Source organism: Bacillus sp. FJAT-27225 (genome assembly GCF_001685025.1).
In the GTDB taxonomy this organism is placed as follows: domain Bacteria; phylum Bacillota; class Bacilli; order Bacillales; family Cytobacillaceae; genus Bacillus_D.
Genome location: NZ_MAYU01000001.1, coordinates 645,927 through 672,817, shown reverse-complemented (window position 1 = coordinate 672,817; position 26,891 = coordinate 645,927). Strand labels below are relative to the sequence as shown.

General features: G+C 43.7%; 30 protein-coding genes. 29 read left to right on the top strand and 1 reads right to left on the bottom strand.

Annotated elements, in window-relative coordinates; all coding sequences use genetic code 11:
* Positions 1–82 precede the first annotated feature (82 nt).
* The 22 genes from A8F94_RS03450 to A8F94_RS03345 all read left to right on the top strand — a co-directional run bounded on the left by A8F94_RS03450 (position 83) and on the right by A8F94_RS03345 (position 19,830).
* A complete protein-coding gene (locus A8F94_RS03450) occupies positions 83–355 on the top strand; it encodes an HU family DNA-binding protein (protein WP_043933595.1) in 273 nt (90 codons plus the stop codon).
* Between the two features lie 683 nt (positions 356–1,038).
* A complete protein-coding gene (gene folE, locus A8F94_RS03445; protein WP_066195627.1) occupies positions 1,039–1,605 on the top strand; it encodes a GTP cyclohydrolase I FolE in 567 nt (188 codons plus the stop codon).
* Between the two features lie 24 nt (positions 1,606–1,629).
* Positions 1,630–1,866, top strand: a complete 237-nt coding sequence (gene mtrB, locus A8F94_RS03440) for a trp RNA-binding attenuation protein MtrB (protein ID WP_066195625.1) — start codon at positions 1,630–1,632, stop codon at positions 1,864–1,866.
* A gap of 234 nt (positions 1,867–2,100) precedes the next feature.
* Positions 2,101–2,895, top strand: a complete 795-nt coding sequence (locus A8F94_RS03435) for a heptaprenyl diphosphate synthase component 1 (protein WP_175384347.1) — start codon at positions 2,101–2,103, stop codon at positions 2,893–2,895.
* Between the two features lie 4 nt (positions 2,896–2,899).
* Complete coding sequence (gene menG, locus A8F94_RS03430) at positions 2,900–3,601, top strand: demethylmenaquinone methyltransferase (RefSeq protein WP_066195621.1); 702 nt, start codon at positions 2,900–2,902, stop codon at positions 3,599–3,601.
* A gap of 32 nt (positions 3,602–3,633) precedes the next feature.
* The gene (hepT, locus tag A8F94_RS03425; RefSeq protein ID WP_066195619.1) at positions 3,634–4,596 is read left to right on the top strand and encodes a heptaprenyl diphosphate synthase component II; all 963 of its coding nucleotides are present in this window, start codon (positions 3,634–3,636) and stop codon (positions 4,594–4,596) included.
* 200 nt (positions 4,597–4,796) lie between these two features.
* Entirely contained in the window at positions 4,797–5,243 is a 447-nt protein-coding gene (gene ndk, locus A8F94_RS03420; protein ID WP_066195617.1) for a nucleoside-diphosphate kinase, read from the top strand.
* A gap of 143 nt (positions 5,244–5,386) precedes the next feature.
* Entirely contained in the window at positions 5,387–6,556 is a 1,170-nt protein-coding gene (gene aroC / locus A8F94_RS03415) for a chorismate synthase (protein WP_066195614.1), read from the top strand.
* On the top strand, positions 6,556–7,629 hold the full coding sequence (aroB, locus tag A8F94_RS03410; RefSeq protein ID WP_066195611.1) for a 3-dehydroquinate synthase: 1,074 nt from the start codon (positions 6,556–6,558) through the stop codon (positions 7,627–7,629). The genes aroC and aroB overlap by 1 nt, the downstream gene beginning before the upstream one ends.
* Positions 7,630–8,069: 440 nt before the next feature.
* Positions 8,070–9,173, top strand: coding sequence for a histidinol-phosphate transaminase (gene hisC, locus A8F94_RS03405; protein WP_066195609.1), 1,104 nt, complete (start codon positions 8,070–8,072; stop codon positions 9,171–9,173).
* A 12-nt stretch (positions 9,174–9,185) separates the two neighbouring features.
* Entirely contained in the window at positions 9,186–10,292 is a 1,107-nt protein-coding gene (locus A8F94_RS03400; protein ID WP_066195606.1) for a prephenate dehydrogenase, read from the top strand.
* A gap of 17 nt (positions 10,293–10,309) precedes the next feature.
* On the top strand, positions 10,310–11,599 hold the full coding sequence (gene aroA, locus A8F94_RS03395; protein WP_066195603.1) for a 3-phosphoshikimate 1-carboxyvinyltransferase: 1,290 nt from the start codon (positions 10,310–10,312) through the stop codon (positions 11,597–11,599).
* A gap of 275 nt (positions 11,600–11,874) precedes the next feature.
* Positions 11,875–12,768, top strand: coding sequence for a hypothetical protein (locus tag A8F94_RS03390; protein ID WP_066195600.1), 894 nt, complete (start codon positions 11,875–11,877; stop codon positions 12,766–12,768).
* 26 nt (positions 12,769–12,794) lie between these two features.
* Positions 12,795–14,054: a tetratricopeptide repeat protein gene (locus A8F94_RS03385; RefSeq protein WP_066195598.1), complete on the top strand. Its 1,260-nt coding sequence runs from the start codon at positions 12,795–12,797 to the stop codon at positions 14,052–14,054.
* A 32-nt stretch (positions 14,055–14,086) separates the two neighbouring features.
* Positions 14,087–14,653 carry a ReoY family proteolytic degradation factor gene (locus A8F94_RS03380; protein ID WP_066195596.1) on the top strand — a complete coding sequence of 189 codons (567 nt, stop codon included), beginning with the start codon at positions 14,087–14,089 and terminating at the stop codon, positions 14,651–14,653.
* Positions 14,654–14,825: 172 nt separating this feature from the next.
* Complete coding sequence (locus A8F94_RS03375) at positions 14,826–15,290, top strand: YpiF family protein (RefSeq protein ID WP_066195593.1); 465 nt, start codon at positions 14,826–14,828, stop codon at positions 15,288–15,290.
* Between the two features lie 191 nt (positions 15,291–15,481).
* Positions 15,482–15,994 (top strand): ubiquinol-cytochrome c reductase iron-sulfur subunit, encoded by a 513-nt coding sequence (locus A8F94_RS03370; protein WP_066195591.1) that lies wholly within the window; start codon positions 15,482–15,484, stop codon positions 15,992–15,994.
* Between the two features lie 3 nt (positions 15,995–15,997).
* A complete protein-coding gene (gene qcrB, locus A8F94_RS03365) occupies positions 15,998–16,672 on the top strand; it encodes a menaquinol-cytochrome c reductase cytochrome b subunit (protein WP_066195588.1) in 675 nt (224 codons plus the stop codon).
* A 63-nt stretch (positions 16,673–16,735) separates the two neighbouring features.
* Complete coding sequence (locus A8F94_RS03360) at positions 16,736–17,506, top strand: menaquinol-cytochrome c reductase cytochrome b/c subunit (RefSeq protein WP_066195586.1); 771 nt, start codon at positions 16,736–16,738, stop codon at positions 17,504–17,506.
* A 112-nt stretch (positions 17,507–17,618) separates the two neighbouring features.
* Positions 17,619–18,209, top strand: coding sequence for a DUF1405 domain-containing protein (locus A8F94_RS03355; RefSeq protein ID WP_066195583.1), 591 nt, complete (start codon positions 17,619–17,621; stop codon positions 18,207–18,209).
* 97 nt (positions 18,210–18,306) lie between these two features.
* On the top strand, positions 18,307–19,098 hold the full coding sequence (ypjB, locus tag A8F94_RS03350; RefSeq protein ID WP_066195579.1) for a sporulation protein YpjB: 792 nt from the start codon (positions 18,307–18,309) through the stop codon (positions 19,096–19,098).
* Between the two features lie 57 nt (positions 19,099–19,155).
* A complete protein-coding gene (locus A8F94_RS03345; RefSeq protein ID WP_066195576.1) occupies positions 19,156–19,830 on the top strand; it encodes a zinc metallopeptidase in 675 nt (224 codons plus the stop codon).
* A gap of 46 nt (positions 19,831–19,876) precedes the next feature.
* Here the strand turns inward: A8F94_RS03345 and A8F94_RS03340 are convergent, their stop codons facing one another.
* The gene (locus A8F94_RS03340) at positions 19,877–20,749 is read right to left on the bottom strand and encodes a YitT family protein (protein WP_066195572.1); all 873 of its coding nucleotides are present in this window, start codon (positions 20,747–20,749) and stop codon (positions 19,877–19,879) included.
* Positions 20,750–20,939: 190 nt separating this feature from the next.
* Here A8F94_RS03340 and A8F94_RS03335 point away from each other — a divergent pair, with 190 nt between their 5' ends.
* Genes A8F94_RS03335 through A8F94_RS03305 form a run of 7 tightly spaced genes read left to right on the top strand, consistent with a single transcriptional unit; the run spans position 20,940 to position 26,536 of the window.
* Entirely contained in the window at positions 20,940–21,266 is a 327-nt protein-coding gene (locus A8F94_RS03335; protein ID WP_066195567.1) for a nucleotide pyrophosphohydrolase, read from the top strand.
* A 26-nt stretch (positions 21,267–21,292) separates the two neighbouring features.
* Positions 21,293–22,096, top strand: a complete 804-nt coding sequence (gene dapB / locus A8F94_RS03330) for a 4-hydroxy-tetrahydrodipicolinate reductase (RefSeq protein WP_066195565.1) — start codon at positions 21,293–21,295, stop codon at positions 22,094–22,096.
* Positions 22,097–22,108: 12 nt separating this feature from the next.
* Complete coding sequence (gene mgsA, locus A8F94_RS03325; RefSeq protein ID WP_066195562.1) at positions 22,109–22,519, top strand: methylglyoxal synthase; 411 nt, start codon at positions 22,109–22,111, stop codon at positions 22,517–22,519.
* Positions 22,516–23,238 (top strand): bacillithiol biosynthesis deacetylase BshB1, encoded by a 723-nt coding sequence (gene bshB1 / locus A8F94_RS03320; protein ID WP_066195560.1) that lies wholly within the window; start codon positions 22,516–22,518, stop codon positions 23,236–23,238. The genes mgsA and bshB1 overlap by 4 nt, the downstream gene beginning before the upstream one ends.
* A complete protein-coding gene (gene bshA / locus A8F94_RS03315; protein WP_066195558.1) occupies positions 23,235–24,365 on the top strand; it encodes an N-acetyl-alpha-D-glucosaminyl L-malate synthase BshA in 1,131 nt (376 codons plus the stop codon). The genes bshB1 and bshA overlap by 4 nt, the downstream gene beginning before the upstream one ends.
* Positions 24,366–24,374: 9 nt before the next feature.
* The gene (locus A8F94_RS03310; RefSeq protein WP_066195555.1) at positions 24,375–25,565 is read left to right on the top strand and encodes a CCA tRNA nucleotidyltransferase; all 1,191 of its coding nucleotides are present in this window, start codon (positions 24,375–24,377) and stop codon (positions 25,563–25,565) included.
* On the top strand, positions 25,538–26,536 hold the full coding sequence (locus A8F94_RS03305; protein ID WP_066195552.1) for a biotin--[acetyl-CoA-carboxylase] ligase: 999 nt from the start codon (positions 25,538–25,540) through the stop codon (positions 26,534–26,536). Before A8F94_RS03310 ends, A8F94_RS03305 begins: the two co-directional genes overlap by 28 nt.
* The last annotated feature ends 355 nt before the right edge of the window (positions 26,537–26,891 follow it).

The following is a 26,891-nucleotide window of genomic DNA, read 5'->3' as shown; positions in this document are numbered from 1 at the left end:
AATTGGTGAAATTTGTTTAGAAATGTAGATAAGTAATCTTATCTGCCTCACTGGGCAAATCATTTGGGAGGAGGTGAATGGCATGAACAAGACAGAACTAATCAATGCGGTAGCTGAGGCTAGTGAACTTTCTAGGAAGGAAGCAACCAAAGCTGTTGACGCTGTGTTTGATTCCATTTTGGATGCATTGAAAAATGGTGACAAGGTTTCCCTTATCGGTTTTGGTAACTTTGAAGTTCGTGAGCGTTCCGCTCGTAAAGGCCGCAACCCGCAAACTGGCGAAGAAATCGAAATTGCTGCCAGCAAAGTTCCAGCTTTCAAACCTGGTAAACAACTCAAAGACGCAGTGAAATAATTACATACAGACGTACTTTGGGAGAAAAAAGGCCATGGAGGATTCCATGGCCTTTTTCATGTAATAAAAGAAACTTAAGAACTCGTAATTGTCGATAGCTCTTTTATCGAGATTGTCCACGTCTAGCTCCACAAGGAAGGCTTCGGCAGCATAAGCGTCGTACGAAGAAAAAGCGATAGCTTTTTCGAGGAGCGCCTACGCGTGCGCAAACTTCAGGTCTCCTCCCTACGATAAGTCATCATCGAATCGCTTAGGTGCTCCTGCGCCATAGCCTATTCAGGGAAGCATATCTTCAGCTCGTTGCAAAGCCCAGGTAGCTTTTCAAAGTTGCTAATTCATGAAGTAACGCAGGTAGAAGCTTCGCTCTTCGTGATTCCTTTGCCCCACCTTTAGGGACAGTAGGCCTCCTTCGTCGGCAACTGTCCCTAAAGGTCCGATTCATTCACCTAACCATCAGCCAAAAGCGCTGATGGAAGGTTCATTTTATCTCAGTCGAAGCCCCTCCAGTTGTACGGCGATGACCACTAAGGAAAGCTTCTGAGAATAATCATCGCAGGGACGGGCGTTCTTTGCCTGTCACGAAGTCGCTTGCGCTTTTGAAATAAATGCTATCGTTTTGCCCGGGTTAAAAAGGATATGCTAATATGAAAGAGACTTGCCAGATTTCTTAGGGGGATAGACATATGCCAGAAGTAAATAAAGCCCGGATTGAAGAAGCGGTACGGATGATTCTTGAAGCGATAGGTGAGGATCCCGACCGGGAAGGGCTGCTGGATACGCCAAAGCGTGTAGCCAAAATGTATGAAGAAATTTTCAGCGGAATGAATCAGGATCCGCGTGAGTACTTTGAAACAATTTTCGGCGAAGAACATGAAGAATTGGTTCTCGTTAAGGATATACCATTTTACTCCATGTGCGAACATCATCTTGTTCCATTTTTCGGTACAGCCCATGTTGCTTATATTCCTCGGAACGGACGTGTTACCGGGCTAAGTAAACTTGCCAGAGCTGTGGAAGCAGTAGCAAAAAGGCCGCAGCTTCAGGAGCGGATCACATCAGAAGTTGCAAACAGTATTATGCAGACACTTAAGCCTTATGGTGTCATGGTTGTGGTTGAAGCCGAACATATGTGCATGACTATGCGGGGAGTAAAGAAGCCGGGATCAAAAACGGTAACATCAGCTGTTCGCGGTATTTTTAATGAAAATGCAATTGCCAGGTCGGAAGTCTTAGCGTTGATTAAAGAGTAACAAAAAACATGTGGAGGCGGAAACATGGATAAAAAAGAACAGCAAACTGGAGAATTTGTTGTCATTAAGGCGGTAGAAGACGGCGTAAGCGTGATCGGCTTAACGAGAGGGACAGATACGAGATTTCATCATTCTGAAAAGCTTGATAAAGGAGAAGTCCTGGTTGCCCAGTTTACAGAGCATACTTCGGCAATAAAAATAAGAGGCCATGCAAAAATTCTAACACGTGTTGGAGAAGTTGAAAGTGAGGCAAAAAAATAAGGATCCAATTGAACGGTTGCTGCCGTTCTTTTTGTTTGATGGAAAGTGAGAGAAGATTGTCAATTCGACAAATTTTTCGCCTTTCCTCTTATTAATTTTATAAAACATAGCCATAAGGAAAATAAATTGTGATATAATGATGACTGCTATGTTTACTGAAAAATAATAACTCCAAAGAAAGACGCCTTGAAACAATATGGGTGTGGCAAACCAAGATGTACCGGGGTGATAATCGTGCACGACATCAAAAGAATAGCCGGTGAGGTCAAGTCCCTTATCGAGCAGAAGGTTTTTCATCCTTATTTGCTTCAGCATATCAATGCTCCAGTTATTGACGAAGACAAGCTCCTGTTGCTTGTTTCAAGGATGGAAGGACTTAGCTTATCCAATCGTGAACAAAAGAATTACGCACTGACTGCCATGCTAGTACAAATCGCTCTGGATACTCATGAACATGTTACAAATAAAATAGTTCCTTCCGATTTAAAGGAGAGGCAGTTAACGGTCCTGGCCGGTGATTATTATAGCGGCCTTTATTATAAGCATTTGGCGGATACTGATGATATCCAAATGATACGAGCACTTGCCAAAGGCATTAGAGAAGTGAATGAAAACAAAACCTTGTTCTATCAAAAGCAATTTCCGGACAAGGAGAGCCTTTTGGAAAGTATAATGAATATTGAAGCATCATTGTTGGCAAGATTTTCGGATTATTTTGGAAGAACCCCCTGGACGACATTTGTTGAAGGGTTCCTTCTTTTAAAACGCCTTTTAAATGAACGAAAGTTATATAGTGAACAAGAGAAAAACGGATTTTATGAAGCTATGGAATTGCTTCCCCCGGACTTTGGGTTTTCCGGGCAGGCCGTGCCTTTGATTGAAACGCTGGATAGATGGATTGCTGCAGTTGTGGCAGAAGTTAAAACTCGGGCCGCCGCAATTCCTGATATGAACTCCGTCTTGAAAAATAGGCTGGACGAGATGACAGGCGAGATTGGCCGGTTGAAAATATTTGTGGAAGAAGGGTAACTGCATGGCACGCTCAAAAGAAGAACGAGTCCACTCCGTGTTTGAAAGCATATCCGATAATTACGATAAAATGAATTCCGTCATAAGCTTCAAAATGCACCTTGCCTGGAGAAAGGACACAATGAAGCGGATGAATGTACGCCCTGGCTCAAAGGCTCTTGATGTTTGCTGCGGCACTGCCGATTGGAGCATTGCTCTAGCCGAGGCTGTCGGGAAAGAAGGGCATGTTACAGGCCTTGATTTTAGTAAAAACATGCTGAAAATCGGGGAAAAAAAAGTGGCGGATTTAAATCTGGGCAATGTTGAACTCATTCATGGAAATGCGATGGAATTGCCTTTTCCGGATAACACCTTTGATTATGTAACGATTGGCTTTGGGCTTAGGAATGTTCCGGATTATTTGCAAGTGCTTAGGGAAATGCACAGAGTACTTAAGCCAGGTGGCCTAGCAGTATGCCTTGAAACTTCGCAGCCAACCCTGCCGGTGTACAGACAGCTTTATTTTATTTATTTTAAACATATTATGCCAGTCTTTGGGAAGCTGTTTGCGAAGAGTTATCAAGAGTACTCTTGGCTCCAGGAATCAGCGCGTGAATTTCCAGGCATGAAGGAATTGGCCAACATGTTTACAGAGGCTGGTTTTACTAAAGTTTCGTATAAAGCCTATAGTGGCGGGGCAGCGGCTGTCCATTTTGGCAATAAATAGGCATCAGTATTAGGAAAAGCAGGGTGAATGCAATGAAATTAAAAATGATGACCTCATTTTTAAATTCCGACCTTACATTAATAGAAAAAACACTTGAAGATACAATACAAGCGGAATCATTGCTATTAAGGCAGGCTTCGCTGCATACCCTGCAGGCGGGAGGAAAGAGAATCCGCCCTGTTTTTGTTTTGCTCGCTGCAAAGTTCGGCAATTATGATATCGAGCGGGTGAAACATGTTGCTGTTTCACTTGAGCTTATTCATATGGCCTCCCTTGTACATGATGATGTGATCGATGATGCTGAGTTGCGCAGGGGCCAGCCAACAATCAGGTCAAAATGGGATAACCGGATAGCAATGTATACCGGTGATTATATACTTGCTCTTTCGCTTGAAGTGATGACAAATATCGAAAATCCGGTTGCTCATCGAATACTTGCGAATACGATTGTCGAAGTTTGTATCGGAGAGATCCAGCAAATTAGAGATAAATATCGTTTTAATCAAACGATACGCGATTATTTTAGGCGAATTAAGCGAAAAACCGCGATCCTCATTGCAGTTAGCTGTGAGCTTGGTGCGGTTGCTGGAGGCGCCGACCGGGAAATCAGCAGGAAGCTGTACCGTTTTGGTTATTATGTAGGTATGTCCTATCAAATCATTGATGATATCCTTGATTTTACCGGTACGGAAAAGGAGCTAGGGAAACCAGCTGGAGGAGACCTCCTTCAAGGAAATATTACCGCGCCTGTTCTGTATGCAATGGAAGATCCTTTGTTACGGGAAAAAATTATGGCTGTAAGTGAGCACACGAGCCAGCAGGAAATGAATGAGATTATCGATTCTATTAAAAAATCAAGCGCTATTGACCAATCGATGGCTCTTAGTAACCGTTATCTAGAAAAAGCTCTCACTATACTTGAAACGCTGCCCCAGAACAAAGCGAAGAAAACATTAAACGACATTGCAAAATATATAGGAAAACGAAAATTTTAAAACGCGCCTTTAAGGGTGCGTTTTTTTCGGTTAAGGAAATTATAAATTTCGCGACTATGAATAATTTTTTTAAGTCTAGCTCTACATGGAAGGCCTCGCTTTCATTAAATCTTGCCAAATTTTCTAAACAATGATACTATTTTCGTGGATTGCTACTTCTGCAATCAGCACTATTTACATATTTGTTTAGGAGTGGAAATATGGAAAAGACATTTTTAATGGTCAAGCCGGATGGGGTTCAGCGTGGAGTAATCGGGGAAATTGTTTCCCGTTTTGAAAGAAAAGGCTTTCAGCTAGCTGGTGCCAAACTAATGAGTATTCCTCGTGAAACGGCGGAACAGCATTATGAAGAGCATAAAGAACGTCCGTTTTTCGGAGAACTGGTTGATTTCATCACTTCTGGTCCGGTTTTTGCGATGGTTTGGCAGGGCGAGAATGTAATTGCAACCGCTCGGCAAATGATGGGAGCTACAAATCCTAAGGATGCTGCCCCTGGGACAATCCGCGGTGATTTCGGTTTGACTGTGGGCAAGAATATCATTCACGGTTCAGATTCACCGGCAAGTGCTGAAAGAGAAATTGCTCTTTTCTTCAAAGAGGATGAACTTGTTGAGTACACCAAGTTGATAAATGAGTGGGTTTACTAAAATGGAAGGGCACTTTGCATAGCAGAGTGCCTTTTTGTATCCGCTTACTGGCGATTCATGTTCCATCCGCCAATTAGCTTCGCTTGGCGGGGTACTTCGGTACAGGTATAATAGCACTATTAGAATGTGAGGGGGATATAAATATGAGATACATAACATCAGGCGAATCACATGGTCCGCAATTAACAGTAATTATTGAGGGTGCACCAGCTGGAATGCCGTTAACTGCAAAGCAAATCAATACAGAGCTTGCACGAAGGCAAAAGGGACATGGCCGGGGCAGGCGCATGCAAATCGAAAAGGATACAGTTGAAATTGTTGGCGGAGTGCGGCATGGTAAAACGCTCGGCTCTCCAATTGCGCTGGTCATTAAAAATGATGATTGGAAGCACTGGACAGGAATCATGGGCATTGATCCGATTGATGAGGAAGCCGAAGCGGGGATGAAAAGAAAAATTTCAAGGCCGCGCCCGGGACACGCGGATCTTAATGGGGCAATCAAATATGGCCATAGGGATATCCGCAATGTTTTGGAGAGATCATCAGCGCGGGAAACAGCTGCGAGAGTAGCAGCTGGTGCAGTGGCGAAAGCTCTCCTTTCAGAGGCTGGCATTCAAATTGCTTCACATGTTGTAGAAATAGGTGGCGTAAAAGCGGCAGGCATCAATATGGCTGTGGCAGAAATACAGGTTAAGAGCGAAAACTCCCCGGTCCGCTGCCTGGATCCTGATGCAGAGACATTGATGATGGAGGCTATTGATAAAGCCAAGGAAAATGGCGATTCGATTGGGGGGATAGTCGAAGTGGCTGCAGAAGGAATGCCGCCGGGGGTCGGCAGCTATGTGCATTATGACAGAAAGCTGGATGCAAGGATTGCCGGGGCCGTTATGAGCATTAACGCCTTTAAAGGGGTTGAATTTGGTATAGGATTCAAGGCCGCCAGCATACCTGGCTCACAGGTTCATGATGAGATTATTTGGGATGAAGAGAACGGCTATACACGCAGAACCAATCGCCTTGGCGGCTTTGAAGGCGGAATGACAACGGGTATGCCAGTCGTTGTACGAGGTGTAATGAAGCCAATCCCAACTCTTTATAAGCCGCTCCAAAGTGTAGACATTGAAACAAAGGAGCCGTTTACAGCCAGCATCGAGCGATCAGACAGCTGTGCGGTGCCAGCAGCCGCTGTCGTGGCTGAGAATGTTGTTGCCTGGGAGCTTGCTTCTGCCCTTATCGAGCAGTTCCAATCCGACAGGTTTGATGTATTTTTAGAGAATCTTGCAGCCTACCGCGAAAATGCGAGGACGTTTTAATGGCAACTATCCAAATTAAAACGGGAAGCAAGGACTATCCGGTTGTTATTGGCCAAAACGCAATCCATGAAATAGATCCGTTCCTTCGCAGCGAATTTCCGGATTTGACCAAGCTTATGGTTATTACGGATGCTAATGTTGCGCCATTATATTTGGAAAAACTTCAAGCAAGCCTGCATGGTTTTCAAGTCGCTGTCTTTACGGCTCCCGGAGGAGAAGAAGCAAAGTCAATTGACACCTATTATCGTGGAATGACCGCGGCCTTTGAGGCGGGACTAGACAGAAAATCTCTTGTCCTTGCCCTTGGGGGCGGGGCTGTAGGGGATTTGGCAGGTTTTATGGCAGCAACCTTCATGCGCGGAATATCCTTCATCCAGGTTCCGACAACCATTTTGGCACATGACAGCTCTGTAGGAGGCAAAACAGGGATTAATCACCATCTTGGAAAGAATTTAATCGGCTCTTTCCATCAGCCTGAAGCTGTATTTTATGATATCTCCTTCCTCGGGAGCCTTCCTGTACACGAAATACGTTCTGGATTTGCAGAACTTATAAAGCATGCCCTAATTGGTGATCCGGAATTGTACAAATGGATGAAAACGAATATAAAGGACTTGGCACAAATTCCTGCTGTTCAGTATGAAACGATTCTTGCTAGAGGCATTAAAGTTAAAGCCGCTGTTGTCTCTGAAGATGAGCGTGAGCAAGGTGTCCGGGCACATCTCAATTTCGGGCATACTCTTGGCCATGCAATTGAGGCGGAATCCGGCTACGGTACAATCACACATGGGGAAGCTGTCATGCATGGAATGCTGTTCGCGTTACAAGTAAGTAAAGAAGAGGCGGGGTTAGAGTTTAATCTTGATGAGTTCATATCCTGGATCAAAAGTATCGGATATGAAACACGCCTTCCGGAAGGGTTTGCCGTTGATGGCCTCCTTTCAAGAATGAAAAAAGACAAAAAAGCGGTGGGTGGAAAGCTTAGGTTTATTGTTCTGGAAGAAATTGGGAAACCTATTGTTAAGGTGCTTGACTCTGAAATGCTTATGAGAAAATTAGCATCATTCATATAAAATCCTTTCACGGTTGCTTACATGGAATCAAAGCAGGCAACGGGAAAGGGTTTATGGAAACATTTCGACTCTTGGGCTTAAAACATATACTTGGACACACACCGAGATGGGCAAGCTTTATGCCTATATAGGAGAAACTAAAGAATCACATTTTAATTGGAGCGGAGGGCGCGAAGACTCGTTCGAAAATGCATTCGCATTTTTTTCCTACGGTGCTACTTCAAGGAAGATAACTCAACGTCTTTGCGATGATTATTCATTGGAGCTTTCCTTTGTGAAGTGGAAAACAACAACCTTGTTTAACATATCCTCTGCTTAAAAGAAATAAAAATTAAAAAATTCAATTAAAACAAAGACTTTCTAGTAATGCTATGTTAAAATAAATACAAATTAACACACTTTACTGTGGTAATGCGTCTAAGTATAAAAGAGGTGTCTGTATGCGTTGGAAAGATCAAGTACTTTCCTTAAAGCCTTATCAGCCTGGAAAGTCAATTAAATCAGTTAAAGAAGAATTCGGCTTGGAAAAGATTGTGAAACTTGCATCAAATGAAAATCCTTTAGGTTGTTCAAAGCAGGTTATAGAGGCAATAAAAACCAACCCAATTCCACTTGAAATTTATCCGGATGGCTATGCTGGTGAGCTCCGTTCTTCACTTGCTGAGAAACTTGGCATTAGGGAAACACAGCTTATTATCGGGAATGGTTCGGATGAAATTATTGAAATTATCTCAAGGTCCCTTCTATATCCAGGGGTAAATACGGTTATGGCTGCCCCTACCTTTTCGCAATACAGTCATAACGCTATCATCGAAGGTGCCGAAATACGAGAGGTTCCTCTCGTTGATGGCAACCATGACCTGGATGGTATGCTGCAATGCATCGACAATAAGACAACCGTAGTTTGGATTTGCAGCCCAAACAATCCGACAGGCACGTATATTCCTAACCATGACCTAATTCATTTTTTGGAAAAAGTCCCTTCAGATGTACTTGTTGTTATTGATGAAGCTTATTTTGAATATGTGGTGGCTGATGATTTTCATGACTCGGTCAGTATCGTCAACCGGTTTTCCAATGTTATTGCTCTAAGGACGTTTTCGAAAGCATATGGGCTGGCTGGATTGAGAATTGGGTACGGAATAGCGGATGAAGCCATCATTCGCGCCCTTGACCCTGCCCGTGAACCATTCAACGCTAATGCGCTCGGGCAGTTTGCAGCCAAAATTGCTTTGCAGGATCAGGAGTTTATCGCTACCTGCAGGGAAGAAAACAGACGTGGACTTGAAATGTTTTACCGCTTCTGTGAAAAGTGGGATTTGCCATATTATCCTTCACAGGGGAATTTCATTCTGGTGAATTTCCGTCAGGATGCAAATCAAGTTTTTCAATTTATGCTGGAACGGGGCTTTATCGTCCGCTCAGGTGCAGCACTTGGCTTCCCTGAAAGTGTTCGGATTACAGTTGGTACGAAAGAGCAAATAGAAGGAATTTTCAATGTTTCTGAAGCATTCCTTGAAAAGGAAAGCCAGGCTAGAGTATAGGGGAGTGCGAAAGTGACTGGTAAGGTATTCATCATAGGATTGGGATTAATCGGCGGTTCTTTGGGCCTTTGTATCAAAAAGGCCCACCCCGATTCAACAGTAATTGGTTATGATATTAGAGGCAGGCAGGCCAATCTTGCGGAAATGCTTGGCCCGATAGATAAAGCGGTCGGAACAATCCAGGAAGGCGCCGTGGAAGCAGATTTAATAATTATATCTGCTCCTGTAAGGGAAACCGAAAGAATTCTTCAGGAATTGGCTGGCTGCAGGCTGAAAAGTACGGCAATTGTAACGGATACAGGAAGCACAAAGGAGCAGATTAGTAAGCTTTCCGAATCGTTAAGGAAACAAGGCATATCCTTCATCGGCGGCCATCCAATGGCTGGGTCCCACAAGAGTGGCATTACTGCTGCAAAAGAGAACTTATTTGAAAATGCATTTTACATATTGTCGCCAATTGAGGGAGAGAAACCAGAAAATATATTAGCATTAAAAGAGTGGCTTGCAGGTACAAGAGCTAAATTTTTGGAGTTAAATCCAAGGGAGCATGACTTTCTTGCCGGAGTGATTAGCCACTTTCCGCATATTATTGCTGCTTCGATTGTCCATCAGACTGAAAAGCTTTCAAGCAATCACCCTTTATTGCCGAGGCTTGCCGCAGGCGGATTCAAGGACATAACCAGGATTGCCTCCAGCAGTCCGGAAATGTGGAGAGATATCCTTTTGCATAACAAGGAAACCCTCTTGGATTTGCTGGATATGTGGTCACAGGAAATGGAAAGGGTGAAATCCTTGCTAGTGGCATCAGATCAGGCAGCTATTACTTCTTACTTTGCCGATGCAAAACTTTTTAGGGACGGCTTGCCTGTTAAGGAAAAGGGTGCCATCCCTGCTTTTTACGATTTGTTTGTTGATATACCGGACGTTCCCGGTGTTGTATCCGAAATTACAGGCTATTTGGCAAAAGAGAACATTAGTATTACAAACATAAGAATTATTGAGATACGTGAGGAAATATACGGTGTGCTTGTTATCAGCTTCCAAACGGCCCGGGACAGGGAGAACGCTGTAAAATGCATTCAAACTTATACCTCCTATCCAATTGAATACGAAAACTAGCAAGCGAAGGAGGCCCCATGGAAACAATTAAACTTATTCCTGCTTCAGCAGGCTTAACAGGTGAGATCGCAATACCGGGAGATAAGTCAATATCACATCGGGCAATCATGTTTGGAGCGATTGCTTCCGGTACGACCGTGGTTAAAAATTTCCTTACAGGGAATGACTGCCTAAGCACTGTTTCCGCGTTCAGGAACCTGGGTGTAACGATTGATTTAAATGAAACAACTGTTACCATCCAAGGCAAGGGGCTGGATGGGCTGAAGGAATATAACGGAACCATTGACGTTGGAAATTCGGGGACAACCATCCGGTTAATGATGGGTCTCATGGCCGGGCGTCCTTTCCAATCAAAATTCACAGGCGATTCTTCCATAGCCAAAAGGCCAATGAACAGAGTAACCCTGCCGTTAAAGGAGATGGGCTGCTCAATTGACGGAAAAGAAAATGGCAATTACATCCCAATAACGATCAAGGGCGGTAATCTTAAGGGGATTCCCTATACATTACCTGTTGCCAGTGCACAGGTGAAATCGGCGCTCCTTCTTGCAGGGCTCCAGGCCGATGGGGAAACCTCAATCACTGAACCCTCTTCTACTAGGGACCATACTGAGAGAATGATTCGCCAATTCGGTGGAAGGGTCGATGTGTCGGGAAATACAATTCACGTCCAAGGCGGACAGCAGCTAAAGGCAGCTGACATTACGGTTCCAGGGGACATTTCTTCAGCTGCATTCTTCCTTGTCGCGGCTTCAATTGTACCTGGCAGTAAATTGCTACTCAAAAATGTGGGCTTAAATGAGACACGGACAGGAATCCTGACTGTTTTAGAGGAAATGGATGCATCCACTGAAATTAACAATTCTAACCCCGATGCTTATGAACCAGCAGGTGATATTACAGTTTCCTATTCACAACTCAAGGGTACCACTATTGGTGGCAGCCTGATCCCAAGACTGATTGATGAACTGCCTGTTATAGCTTTGCTTGCCACCCAAGCTGAAGGAGAAACAGTTATTCGTGACGCAGCAGAGCTTCGTGTTAAAGAGACTGATCGCATTGAAACCGTAGCAAGTGAGCTTCGGAAGCTTGGTGCAAAAATAGAAACTACAGAAGACGGCATGATTATTTCGGGAGGAACAAGGCTTACTGGCGGCAGGGTTTCATCTCATGGTGATCATCGTATAGGTATGATGCTCGCAATTGCCTCTTTAATTTGTGAGAATGAAGTGATACTTGAAGATGCCGAATCGATAGCTGTTTCCTATCCAACCTTTTTCAAGGATCTGGAAAAACTAAAAAAGTAAGGTTCTTTACCATTTGAGCTGGTTTGCACTAAGAGAATAGCTGATTGGAGCGGAAGATGCGAGCTCGTTCGAAAATGCAGAGAACGCATTTTCTCCTGCGGTGCTTTTTCTACTTCTTTTGTTGAAGAGCCAAAAGTAAAGAAACATAACAGGTGCAGGTAAATCTGCACCTGTTTTTTTGTGAAAAGGAACCTGCTTCTGTAACTCTCTTGGCTATGTCATAAATTTTGAAAGGATGCATAGCTTGTCTTAAGAGAAGCGATAGGGGTGGAGAAATGCCATATTTAATTGAGAATGCTGCGATTCTGAGGGAAAACAAGATTACAAGAGAATCAATCATGACAGAAGGGGATACAATCGATACCATCAGGCCAGATTTGACAAGATACACATTTAGAAAAATGAATGTGGAAGGTTTTCTAATGACACCATGTTTTACAGTTTTGGATGGAACACTTTTGGATAACAGCCCGTCGCAGTCTACGCAGATAGTGAAGGATTATGTAATGAATGGAGCCACTACTGTCATTACATATGTAAAACCTGCTTATGAACGTGAATTGGCTGGCAGATTGGAAAACGCCCAAAAACAACTTTCGGATTCACCGGCCGACTACGCTATCGCCGTAAAAATTCCGCTCACTTCCCTTACACCAACATTAATCAGGGATTGCAAAAGAAGAAAATTGCCGGCCATTTTTGTTGAGATTAACCACCTATCCGATTTTGCCAAAGTTCCTTGGGGCTGGGTAAGAGAAGCTGTGTTTCCTGGTAATTTTCCACTCATACCGATTTTTAATGGAACTGAAACTGACGTAGACAGACAACTGTTAGTTAAGTGGACAAAAACTATGGCCTCGGAAAAAATACAAACCATCCCACATGAAATAAAAGAGTCCATTCCTCTCTCCCCATATGAAATGAACAGGTTGGGTATATACCCAAACCGTTCGAGCCTGCTTCATAAGGCCGAGTTAAGTTATAATTTATATAGAAACGATGAGGAAGTTAAAAATGTTGATGAAGTTTCAATGTTTCTTTATCATAGGGAAAGGCTTGCTGTAACCGTCCTTAGAGGCTGCGTAATTCGGCCTGATGAAAAAGCAGGAGTTGGGATGGTTACTGGCGAAAATATAAAGATAAAGACACATTCATACTATTCATTTTGAAATCACAGGATAAGGCGGAATGATTCATGAACCGAGTCAATAAAATTATAAGCATGCTGGAAAATGGACAACATACGGAAGCTATCAATGAATATAATGAAGTATTACAAACAGGGACTGCTGATGAGAAATTTCTTCTCGGGGAAGAAATGCTTCAATATGGTTTCCTGGAAGAAGCTATCTCGCTATTTGAAAACCTTCTTCTGTATTATCCTGGGGAAGGCGAAATCATTGTTCTTCTCGCGGAAGCATATATTGACAATGACCATGAAGAAAAGGCAATCCTGCTTCTTGAAGATATTGAAGATGATGATCCTTCTTATGGAGAAGCTCTGCTGTTATTGGCAGACCTGTATCAAATGCAGGGCCTTTATGAGGTGAGTGAAAGGAAATTATTAGCTGCAAAGGTATCTCTGCCAGATGAACCTGTTGTTGATTTTGCGCTTGCGGAGCTATACAGTTCGATGGGAGAAGTAAAGAAATCGATCCTTTTCTATGAGGAAGCGTTAAAGGAAGGCGAAAATATTGCCGGTGCCAATATTCATGAAAGGCTTGCTGAAATTCTAAGCGCATCCGGTGCATTCGAAGATGCTCTTCCTCATTATGAGAAAGCTCTTGGAAATAAAGTTGAGATTAATACATTATTCGGCTTTGCTTTTACAGCCTTGCAAGCGGGTTTCAGCCGGATCGCCATTGAAAAGTTTACAGAATTGAAGAACCTTGACCCCGAATATCACTCACTTTATTTAAACCTTGCAAAAGCGTACGAGCAGGAAGATGAGACTCAAAATGCATTTGAAACGGTACAAGAAGGAATAGGCCGCGATCAATTTAATAAGGATTTGTTTTTTTATGGAGGTAAGCTAGCCTTAAAGCTTGGGCTGGAACGAGAAGCAGAGGGGATGCTTCGAGAAGCACTCGCTCTTGATCCAGGGTTCTCTGAGGCTGCCCTGACACTTAATAAGCTTTTCATTCATCAGGATCGATATTCAGATGTAATTGACCTAATTGAGAATTTGGATGTAAATGAACATGCCGAGCCCCAATTTCTATGGGATGCAGCTGTTAGCTATAACGAACTTGAAGAATTTGAAAAAGCATCGGAAAATTTTGAAACCGCATATAATTTCTTCAAGGAAAATGAAAGTTTTTTGAATGATTATGGATATTTTCTTATTGAAGAAGGAAAAACAGGCAAGGCTGCCGAAGTTTTTAATAGGTTATTAAAGAATGATCCTTCAAATGAGGAATATGCTGGGCTGGTTGAAAGGCTTTCACAAGAATAATCAAGTTAATTTCGCAGAGGAGGGAAACGATCATGGCAACCCCTGTATCTGTCAACGAGAAAAAGGACTTTATCCGATGGTTTTTGAACCATTATCAGTTAAAGAGAAGAGAATGCGTATGGATCCTCAATTATCTTATGAGCCATGACCAACTGATGGAAAAAGTGCATTTTGTTGACCAGGCTCAGTATTGCCCGAGGGGCCTGATTATGTCGACCCATTGCACAGATAAAGTGCCGTTCCGCTTTTATAAAGAAAATATCATGACAACCGATGCCGAAAAATCGTTTCATGATATCAGGCTTAATAGGGAAGAAGAAATTTACATCCAATTGAACTTTAATGCCTCCAATAAGGTGCATCAGTATGCCGCTGTCCTTGAAGATAATCCGTATATGCCAAGACATTTACAGGTTAATGAGAAGGATAGGGCAGTAGCCCAGCAATTTCTGGAATACAGCATTCAAAGATTCAATGAGGAAAAGCTGCTTAACTTGATCGATGAAGCACTCGATAAACAGGATAAGGAAGCATTTCTTCTTTTTACAGAACAATTGAATCGAATGAAAAAGCCGCACCGATATGAGAGCATGATTTAACTGATTCTCATCTCTGCCAATCGGTTATCACGTAAGTCCGGTGAATGAACTTTGCCTGCCGCACGCTCGCCAACTGGCGAGTTTTTTTGTGAGAATCGTGTCGTAAAGATTCACATTGCAACTTCAGGAATGATATGATTGAAAGAGTTAAGCACATAAAGGAGGGAAGTGAATGAAATGGCTTCCGGTGGACATCAGCCAATACATGAACGCAAAAGAATATATTGACACTGCAATTATACCTCTGATTCAGATTGGCCTGGGAGACAAGATGCCCCAATCAGCGACAATGTCTGAATTTATTGGTACCCTCTCGGCAGGCCTCGAGAGGCAATTTGCGGGGCGGACGTTGTTGCTGCCAGCTTTTACGTATTTACATAATGAAACGAAGGAAGAATTGGCTAATCGTCTAAAGGGTTGGGAAACAGCTCTTCAGGGAGAAGGAATCCGGCATATTTTTCTTGTTACTTCAGACCAGTCATGGCTTCAGAACAACGATTCGTTGTCTGGGTCCTTGCTCTGGCTCCCAGCATTGCCTCTTTCAAGCATGGATGACCAGCAGAAAAGGTCGCTCATTAATGAACAGGTGAAGCAGCTTGCTGAACTGTTCACAACAAAATGGCGGGAAGAAATATAATATTCTTTCCCTATTAAGAAAGTTAAATTGCATTTGTACATCTATAACAAAATCGCCATTAAGTTCAGAAAATCAAAAGTTCACAAAATAGTATAATATTGACCTTGAATTCAGATTGATATATCATAATAATGTCCTAGTTATTCATTGTAAGTGTACGGACTTAACGTGTGAACAGAGGGGGGAGAAGCATGAGTAAGCATCGAGTTTCAAGAAGGCAGTTCCTAAGCTATACCTTGACTGGTGTGGGGGGATTCATGGCGGCTGGGATGATTATGCCAATGGTCCGTTTTGCCGTTGATCCTATGCTCAAAGCTGACAATGCAGGTGATTTTATTCCGACACCTAAAAAGGTGGCCGACATAACTGAAGAACCTGAGCGTGTCGATTATTCGTTTAAGCAAAAGGATGCGTGGTACGAATCCGAGGTAACTCAAACTGCATGGGTTTATAAAGATGAGGATGGGAAAATTATTGCCCTGTCACCAGTTTGTAAACACCTTGGCTGTACAGTCGGCTGGGATAATAGCCCGGATCATCCAAACGAGTTCTACTGCCAATGCCATGGGGGGCGTTACAAAAAGAGCGGTAAACTCGTCCCAAAAACACCGCCAATCAGCTCTCTGGATATGTACCCTGTCCGGGAGAAAGACGGCTTGCTTTATTTGGGTAAGCCGCAGCCATGGAAGGAAGGGGGTCTCTAACCAATGTTAAATAAGATTTATGATTGGGTGGATGAGCGCCTCGATATTACGCCGCTTTGGCGCGATATTGCTGACCACGAAGTGCCTGAGCACGTAAATCCTGCCCATCACTTTTCGGCATTTGTATACTGTTTTGGCGGTCTGACATTCTTTATAACCGTCATACAAATCCTGTCTGGAATGTTTCTGACCATGTATTATGTTCCAGATATAAAAAATGCATGGCAATCCGTTTACTACCTTCAAAATGAAGTCGCTTTCGGCCAAATTGTCCGGGGTATGCACCACTGGGGCGCAAGCCTGGTCATTGTCATGATGTTCTTACATACACTGAGGGTATTTTTCCAGGGCGCATACAAAAAGCCACGTGAACTGAACTGGATTGTTGGGGTACTCATATTCTTCGTCATGCTTGGCCTTGGTCTTACAGGCTACTTGCTGCCTTGGGATATGAAAGCGCTATTTGCGACAAAAGTTACACTGCAGATTGTTGAATCAGTTCCGTTAATAGGTCCTTACTTGAAAGCATTGATGGCAGGACACCAGGAAATTGTTGGTGCGCAAACGATTACCCGTTTCTTTGCAATCCATGTTTTCTTCTTGCCTGCGGCGCTGTTGGGACTAATGGGGGCCCACTTCATTATGATCCGTAAGCAGGGTATCTCAGGACCGTTGTAAAAATTCGCGGCAGGACTATTTTGATTCCTGCACCATATGACGAAAAAGGAGGGGGATTTTTCGATGCATCGCGGAAAAGGTATGAAGTTTGTTGGCGATTCACGGGTACTGGCGCCGTCCGAGCGTAAACCTATGACTCCCAAAGACTATTCGGAATACCCTGGAAAAACCGAAGCCTTCTGGCCGAACTTCCTCTTGAAGGAATGGCTTGTTGGCGCAGTTTTTCTAGTAGGCTTTCTTTGTTTGACGGTAGCGCATCCGTCGCCGCTTGAAAGGATTGCAGATCCGACGGATGCGGGTTACATTCCGCTTCCTGACTGGTACTTTATGTTCTTGTATCAGCTGCTGAAATATACGTATGCATCCGGGCCTTATAATGCCGTTGGGTCAATGGTTATTCCGGGTCTTGCATTCGGTGCACTGTTGCTTGCTCCGTTCATTGATAGGGGACCTGAACGGAAGCCATCCAAGCGTCCAGCTGCCACTGCGTTTATGCTTTTGGCAGTAGCAGCCATTTTCTACCTGACATGGGAGGTTGTCGCTCACCATGACTGGGCAGCTGCTAAACGCCAGGGAGCGATTGTTGAATCCAATATTGATAAAAATGCAGACGGGTATAAGATTTACCAAGATCAGGGCTGTATCACCTGTCACGGAGCCGAACTCCAAGGTGGAGCCGGCGGTGTCAAACTGATTGACCGCGGGTTTGATCCCGAACATGTTGCCAAGGTTGCCGTTGAGGGGAAAGGCTCTATGCCAGCGGGAATGTTTAATGGCACCGATGAAGAATTGAAAGTCCTATCTGAATTTATCGCGAATTTAAAGAGCGAATAATAATTAGGCTGATGGCGAACCCATCAGCCTTTTGTACTTCTATTCTTTTGAAGTTGAATTTTTTGTGTTACCATCAACCCATACATATATTTAGTAAAAGGCGGATCAAAAGATGAAATGGATTTACCCACTTTTTGCCCAACGGCCGGTACTTTGGTTACTTCTGATCGTTAATATTCTGGGAACACTTTATGGCTATATTTGGTATAGCCCGCAATTAAAAGAAACTCCTGCAATCTTTCTTGCTTTTGTACCGGATAGTCCTACAGCCAGCCTGTTTTTTGTTTTGGTACTTATTGCGTTCCTGTTAAAACAAAATTGGCCTATCATAGAGGCGCTCGCTCTTGTTACTTTGGTGAAATACGGTATATGGGCAGTTGTCATGAATCTTCTTGTTTTTGTAGAGACCGGCGAGCTGGATGGGATAGCCTGGATGCTTATGCTGTCTCACTTTGCAATGGCTGTTGAAGGTGTGCTTTATGCCCCTTTTTACAGGATAAAGGCTTGGCATCTTGCCATTGCAGCAGTTTGGACCCTCCACAATGATGTAATTGATTATGTGTTTTTTATGCTTCCAACCTATCATGTTCTCGATGAATATACACCTCAAATAGGCTATTTTACTTTTTGGCTGTCCATCGCATCGATTTTCCTGACATGGTATTTGTGTGTACGCCCAAAGCGGTTCAAGCTTGACATGTAAACCCTTTAAACTCTATCTATTGAAATATTGGCGGGACAAGTTCTATACTTGTCCTTTTTTTCATACATTTTTACTAGTATGAGAGGGGTGCCAATATATGAAGATTAGATGCTTCCTTATAAGTCTTTTTTTAATCTCTTTCCCGCTTTCGGTTTTTGCGGCGGAAAACCTCGCGGATGTTGAAAAACTTGATGAGATTTCTGACGATGCATTCCAGATGGTTAAGAATCAGAGATATGAAGATGCTCAAAAATTACTGAGTTATTTTTCAGAAGAGTTTGAGCAGATGTATGATGGGACTGTTCCGATAACCCTTGATGAAATGAGGATCGTTTCTGTATCCAGGGATGAGGCTATGGAAGCCGCGGCAAGCCCCACAATGGAATATCAGGAAAGGCTGAATAAAGTTACCCGGTTTCGCTTAGTTATCGATGCACTATCAACCTCATCCGATCCGCTTTGGTCGGAAATGGAGGACGATGTAATGGGAGCGTTCAGCCAGGCAAAACAGGCCGCTCAAAAAGGTGAACCTACACTTTATCATGCCAATTTAAATTCTTTTCTGTCAATGTACGAGCTCATTTATCCAAGTATGAAGATAGATGTTCCAAAAGAACAGCTTCAACGGGTCGATGCGAGGGTAAGGTCAATGGAAAAGCTGAGTTCGTCGCTGCCAAAAAGCCAGGCCGAGCTAGAGGAACTTGATGCGCTCGGAACGAGTCTTCAGGATATTTTTAACGGAATAGAGGAAGATGAAGCAGATCCCTCGCTATGGTGGGTTATTATTTCAACTGGCAGTATTATTATCCTGACATTATCTTATGTGGGGTGGAGAAAGTACAAAGGAGATAGAGAAATTGCAAAGAAACGCCGCGAGCTAAAAGATTGACATATTTCTCCCCTTTTCGGTAAAGTTATGATAACTAGACTGGATAGGGGGTTCAACATGTTTTTAATCTATTTTGCGATAATAATCCTTATTCCGTTATGGGCTCAAATGCGGGTTAAGGGAGCATATAAGAAGTACTCACAGGTCGCCTCATCTTCCAGGAAGACAGGCGCAGAAGTTGCAAGAGAAATCCTTCATGCCAATGGGCTTTATGATGTAAGGGTTGAAGAAGGGCGCGGCTTCCTGAGTGACCATTATGACCCGAGGGCAAAGGCAATCAGGCTTTCACCCGACATCTACCATGGCCATTCTTTAGCTTCCACAGCTATTGCGGCCCATGAAGTCGGGCATGCCATCCAGGATGGCGAGAATTATGCATTTCTTAGGTTCAGGCATGCGCTTGTTCCTGTTGCCAATATTGGAAGCAACTTCTCCTGGATCCTGATCATAATTGGAATGCTTGCCTATATGAGTGAATTGCTTTTGTTGGGTATCATCTTCATGGCCGCAGCGGTTTTGTTCCAAATCGTCACACTTCCTGTTGAATTCAACGCTTCGAGCAGAGCACTGGATCAAGTGGTTTCGCTTGGGATAATCCGGAATGAGGAAGAGCGTCCTGCGAAGAAGGTCCTTGATGCGGCAGCTTTGACTTATGTGGCAGCGGCAGCAGTTGCGGTACTTGAATTGTTAAGGCTTGTTTTGATTTATACCGGCATGACTCGTAACGAATAGAAAGAGCGGGGGTTAATTCCCCGCTCTTTTTGTTGTCTATTTGAACTTATACTTCAAAAGGATTTTTATTTGCATCAAGCGTAAAACCTTCTCCAAGGACGTCGTGGACGGCTGTTACAGAGACAAATGCATGAGGATCCACTGCTGTGATGACATTTTTAAGTCTGATGATTTCACTTTTAGGAACAACGCAGTACAAAACTTCTCGTTCCTTCTTGCTATAATACCCATAACCTTTAAGAACAGTAACCCCTCTGTCCATTTCCTTCATGATCCGTTCAGCAATCTCATCATATTTTTCGGACATGATCATCGCGCCCCTAGCAGAGTAAGCACCCTCCGCCATCACATCAATTACTCTTGCACCAACAGCTACGGCAACGAGGGTGTACATTGCTTCCCGATAATCGAGATAGGTCAGGAAAGATGCGAGGATTACGAGTGCATCAAACATGAACATTGTCCTTCCCATGCTAATTCCCCAGTATTTTTGGGCAATCCTGGCAATAATATCAACACCACCTGAAGTGCCCCCAAATCTGAAAATGATACCAAGGCCAACCCCTATAAATAGACCGGCGAATAACGCTGCCAAAAACATATCATCCCGAAGCGGAATCTCAAGAGGGATTCTTTGAAAAATCCACAAGAAAACGGAAAGCCCAACGGTTCCAATGATTGTATAAATGAATGCTCTTCTTCCAAGCAATTTATAGCCTAAAAAGAAAATAGGGATGTTTATAATCAGGTTGGAATAGGCAGGGTCAAAGTTGAACAAGAAGTAGATAAGAATCGTAATCCCGGTCACTCCGCCCTCTGCCAGCTGATTTTGTATGTTAAAATTAATAACTCCGAATGCCATAATTGCCGTCCCTAGCAAAATGAGCAGGATATTTTTCACTTTCAGGCCTTTTATCATGTATGAAGCCTCCCTTTGCCATATTTTGACCGATAAAGACGGATATAATTATATCGGATACAAGTTATTCCGGCAATTTCCGCCACATTTTTATTTCGTGAAAAAATATTTGTAAATGGAATTTAATTTAGCTAACATGAGTTATAGCCTATTACATATAAAACTATTCTTAATCGGCCGGGGTGAACCAATGGAAGAGACGAAAACAGTGAAACAGCTACAAAAAGAAGTGGATGAATATATAGGGCAGTTCAAAGAGGGCTATTTCAGTCCGTTGGCTTTGACTGCGAGGCTAACTGAAGAATTAGGGGAGCTAGCGAGGGAAATTAATCATTATTATGGGGAAAAACCGAAAAAGGCTACTGAGGAGACGAAAACAGTCAACGAAGAAATAGGGGACTTGCTTTTCGTAATGATTTGCCTGGCAAATTCCCTGAATATTGACCTTCAGGAATCCCATGACATGGTTATGGAAAAGTTCAGGACGAGGGACAAGGACCGCTGGACAAGAAAGTAATGATGCATAGAGGAGTTGTTAATTTTATGGAGAAAAAAATAAAAATTGTCATCGCTGGCCCAAGGGGGCGAATGGGAAGTGAAGCAGTCAAATTGGCAGCTGATACTCCTCATTTTGACCTAGTTGCAGTATTAGACAGGAGCAATAACGGCTTAACTCTCGGGGAATTAGGAAACTTCCCACTTTCCGATGTACCCGTCTTTTCTGATATTGAGGAATGCCTGCAGGCTGTAAATGCAGATGTGTTAATTGACCTGACTGTTCCAGAGGCGGGCATGCATCACGCCCGAACAGCTTTAAATTATAATGTTCGGCCTGTAGTAGGAACAACCGGATTTTCACCTGAGGATTTGGAAGAGCTTGAAGGACTTTCCAAAGAAAAAAGCCTTGGCTGTATCATTGCTCCTAACTTCGCCATTGGTGCTGTTCTGATGATGAAATTTGCCAAAATGGCAGCAAAGTATTTCGATGATGTCGAAATCATTGAGATGCACCATGACAGGAAACTTGATGCTCCATCCGGCACTGCTGTTAAAACAGCCCAGATGATTTCCTCGGAGCGTACAGCCAAAAAACAGGGCCATCCTGATGAAAAGGAAACATTAAAGGGAGCCCGGGGCGCAGATTATGAAGGGATGAGGATACATTCTGTCCGTCTTCCTGGTCTTGTTGCCCATCAGGAAGTCTTATTCGGCTCAGAGGGCCAGACACTTACTATCCGCCATGATTCGTATAATCGGGCATCGTTTATGTCAGGGGTAAAAACAGCTGTTGACACTGTCATGAAGATCGACTCGTTTGTATACGGACTCGAAAATATATTGGAATAGCGGGGGAGAAAGATGAATATTGCATTGATTGCCCATGACAAAAAAAAGGATGATTTGGTCAATTTCGTGACAGCATATAAACCGATATTTGAAAGCCACTCTCTGTTTGCTACAGGTACGACTGGAAAACGAATTTCAGAAGCGACCGGGCTTGAAATCCATCGCTTCCAGTCAGGCCCGCTTGGCGGAGACCAGGAGATTGGTGCACTCGTCGCCAACAACAAAATGGACGCGATTTTCTTTTTCCGCGATCCGCTTACGGCCCAGCCGCACGAACCGGATGTTAATGCATTGCTGAGGCTTTGTGATGTTTATGCAATCCCATTGGCAACTAATATGGGAACAGCCGAGATTGTTGTCAAGGGGATTGAAGAAGGCCATCTTGATTGGCGGTCGGTTGAAAGGGAGAATAATCCAGAATGACCGTTTATTCCGAACCTGTACATATCCTCGCTTTTGGCGCCCATGCTGATGATGTTGAAATTGGCATGGGAGGCACAATTGCAAAATATGCCGCCCGTGGAAAGAGAACAGTCATTTGCGATTTGACCATGGCAGAATTGTCTTCCAACGGCGACGTAGAAACAAGAAAGAAAGAAGCGGCCAAGGCAGCGTCCATTCTTCAAGCTGAGCGGATAGGGCTGCAGATGCCAGACCGCGGGCTATTTATGAAGGAAGAGTACATAAAACAAATAACAGCTGTAATTAGGGCGTATCGGCCACAGCTCGTTTTTGCGCCTTATTGCGTGGACCGGCATCCTGACCACGGAAATTGCGCCCGCCTTGTAGAAGAGGCGGTTTTTTCAGCTGGAGTCCGCAAATTTGATGATGGTACCCATTTCCCGCCCCATAAGGCGGACAGGGTTTACTATTATATGATCAACGGCTTTCATCAGCCGGAATTTGTTATAGATATTACTGCTTTTTTTGAATCGAAAAAAGCGGCACTAAATGCGTATGAAAGCCAATTTGTAAAACAGGATGACAGCTTCGATACCCCGCTTGTAAACGGCTATATTGATTCAATTGAAGCGCGGGAATCTTTATTCGGCAAGCAAGTTGGTGTCCAATACGCTGAAGGATTTAAAACTGGCGGTCCACTATTGCTTGACGGTGACCTATTGGGAGAAAGGCAGCTATGAAACCATTAAAAATCGGGATTACATGTTACCCTACTGTAGGAGGTTCAGGTGTTATCGGAACCGAGTTGGGCAAACTTCTGGCAGAAAAGGGACATGAAATCCATTTTATCTCCTCCAGTTTGCCATTCAGGCTAAAGAGGATGTACCATAATATCCATTATCATGAGGTAGAGGTCAATCAGTATTCTGTCTTCCAATATCCGCCCTATGATATTGCGTTGGCGAGTAAAATGGCTGAGGTAGCCAACCAGGAAGGCCTTGATCTCCTTCATGTCCATTACGCAATTCCCCATGCTGTTTGCGCGATACTCGCAAGGCAGATGAGTGGAAGGGACTTGAAAGTCATGACGACCTTGCATGGCACAGATATTACTGTGCTTGGGAATGACCCGTCTCTGGCAGATGCGATAAAATTTGGGATCGAAAAATCCGACATTGTAACGGCTGTGTCAAATTCACTCGTCAGCCAAACGATGGAACTGATTCATCCCGATAAAGAGATTGAGACCGTATATAACTTCATAGATGAACGAGTATATTTAAGACGTGCTGACCTGGAATTAAAGAAAAAATTGAAGGTGGACGAGTCAGAGAAGGTTGTAATCCATGTTTCCAATTTCCGGACAGTGAAAAGGGTACCGGATGTGATTCGTACTTTTGCAAAGATTGCAGAAGCAATGCCCGCAAAACTGCTGTTGATTGGAGATGGACCGGAGAAGAGAAATGTGACCCGGCTTGTGGCGGAGCTGGGTTTGAGGGACAAAGTCCTGTTCCTCGGCAAGCAGGACAATGTGGAAGAACTTTACTCAATTAGTGATTTAATGCTTCTTTTATCAGAAAAAGAAAGCTTTGGCCTTGTCGCGCTGGAAGCAATGGCATGCGGTGTGCCCTGCATTGGGACAGATATTGGCGGAATACCGGAAGTAATCCGTGATGGCATAACTGGATTTATATGTCCGCTAGGGGACATTGAGGCTATTTCAGAAAACGCAATTGCCCTATTATCTGATCCAGAGCTTCATCAACGTTTTTCAAAAAAAGCTGCTTCGGATACAAAGGAAAGGTTCAATGCAGACCGGATTGTTGGTGAATATGAAACCCTCTATTACAAATTGCTAGGAAATTAGGTGGGAATCGTGCAAAAGCCATTTTTAGATGCATTGCCCGTTCTGAATGAAATAGAAGCCGCAGGGTTTGAGGCTTATTTTGTCGGCGGGTCGGTTCGTGACACTATTCTGGGAAGACCAATCGGCGATGTTGATATTGCAACTTCAGCCCTTCCCGAGCAAATCAAAAAAATTTTCTCCCGGACAGTTGATGTTGGGATTGAGCATGGAACGGTACTTGTCCTTTATAAGGGTGGGTCCTATGAAGTGACGACTTACAGGACTGAAACAGGCTATACGGACTTCCGGCGGCCTGATGAGGTAAGATTTGTTTCCTCCTTAAAAGAGGATTTAATGCGCCGTGACTTTACGATCAATGCAATGGCTATGGATCGGAACGGAACAGTCATCGATTATTTCGGAGGCCAGGAAGACATCGCCAATAAACTAATACGAACTGTAGGAAGCCCTTTTGAAAGGTTTAGCGAAGATGCTCTTAGAATTATGAGGGCGGTACGCTTCCTTAGCCAGCTAGGTTTTGACATTGAAGATAAAACCCTTTCCTCTATAGTTGAAACAGCCCATTTGCTATCGCATATTGCAGTTGAGCGTAAAAGGGCCGAGTTTGAGAAAATGATCCAAGGAATCGGCAGAGTTGAAGGTATTAAAATGGTTTCAGATACTGGAATTCTTGAATATCTGCCCGGCCTGGGTGGTAGGGCAAATGAACTTTCAAAGCTGGCAACCTTTTCGATATTATCTCTTCGCCTAAATGAAATGTGGGCGCTGCTCCTGCATTTCCTGGCAATTGAAGAAAAGACTGCGGAGGGGATTCTGCGGGAATGGAAGCTGCCAATTAAGCAAATAAAAGAAATTTTGAAAGTGCTCGACTATTTTAGGCAGAGGCTTGACAATGATTGGGATGTTCTCCTTCTTTATCAGGCAGGGTTGGATACTATTTCTTCTGTGGAAAACCTGCTGCATGCAATTGGGCGTAAGGCTAATAAAGAAAAATGGGTTAGAACGTATGAAACTCTGCCAATTAAGTCGAGCAAGGATATGGATATATCCGGGGGCGACCTGATTAGCTGGGCGGGACAGTCCGGCGGGCCATGGGTTAAAGAGCAATTGGCTTTGGTGGAAGAGGCCATTCTTCTGGGCCGCCTTATGAACCGAAAGGACAAGATAAAGGAGTGGCTTCTCAATTGCAATCAGAAATAAGAAAAAAGCTGCTTGATGCATTTGCAGAAGCAGAAGATGAATTCATATCTGGGCAGGCACTGGCGGAAGCAGCAGGATGTTCAAGAACCGCTGTCTGGAAGCATATCGAAGGACTCAGAGAGGAAGGGTTCAGACTTGAAGCTGTCAGGAAAAAAGGATATCGGCTTATCGAGGTTCCTTCAGCCTTGACAGCGGATGAAATAAGACTCGGTTTAAAAACCGAATTCATAGGTAAAACCATCCATTATTTTAATTCGGTTGATTCCACTCAGAAAATAGCACTGAAACTGGCTGCTGAAAAGACCCATGACGGCACCCTGGTCGTAGCCGACGAGCAGACAGAAGGCAGGGGAAGAATGGACCGTAAGTGGCATTCCCCAAGCGGGACGGGCATTTGGATGAGTTTGATTGTCCGCCCGGATATTCCACTTCAAAAGGCACCGCAACTTACTCTGTTAACAGCCGTGGCAGTTGTGAGGGGAGTAGAAGCCGCAACCGGCCTTGCTCCGGAAATCAAATGGCCAAATGATATTTTAGCCAATGGCAAGAAATTGACTGGAATTCTTACCGAACTTCAAGCTGAGGCAGATCGGATTCATTCTGTCATTATTGGGATAGGAATCAATGTCAACCAGAAAGGATCCGATTTCCCTTCCGAGTTACGGGACCTTGCAACATCGATTGCCGCTGAAACAGGGACGGAACATTCCCGTGCTGGCCTTATCCGGGAATTCTGCCTTCAATTTGAAAAGTTGTATTTGTTATACCTTGAGGAAGGCTTCCGGCCTATTAAGCTCCTCTGGGAAAGCAGTGCAAGTGGTATTGGCGGGCCAATCAGGGCCCGGACATACAATGGGACGATTGAAGGAACTGCTTGCGGAATAACCGAGGAGGGTGTTCTTGAGATAGAGGATGCTTCAGGCACCATTCATTCCATTTACTCTGCAGATATTGAGCTGCCCAATACGTAATAATCCGAGAATCATTAGATGATGATGCCCCCAACGTTAGCGTTTGGGGCATTTTTTTAGTTATTGCTAGTGAAAAGTGACTAACTCGGGAGTTGTCTAGCACTTAAGTGTAGTGGGAGGGTAGTCATTTGTAGTACTACTCGGAGTATTACTAGTTTTTTCAGAGAGATGGCTAGTGAACCTCTGAGTAATGCTAGTGAAAAGTGACTACTCACGCAAGTTGTCTAGCAATAAAGTGTGGTGCGGGGAGGTAGTTATCGTAGTACTACTCGGAGTATTACTAGTTTTTTCGGAGTGATGGCTAGTGAACTTCTGAGTAATGCTAGTGAAAAGTGACTACTCACGCAAGTTGTCT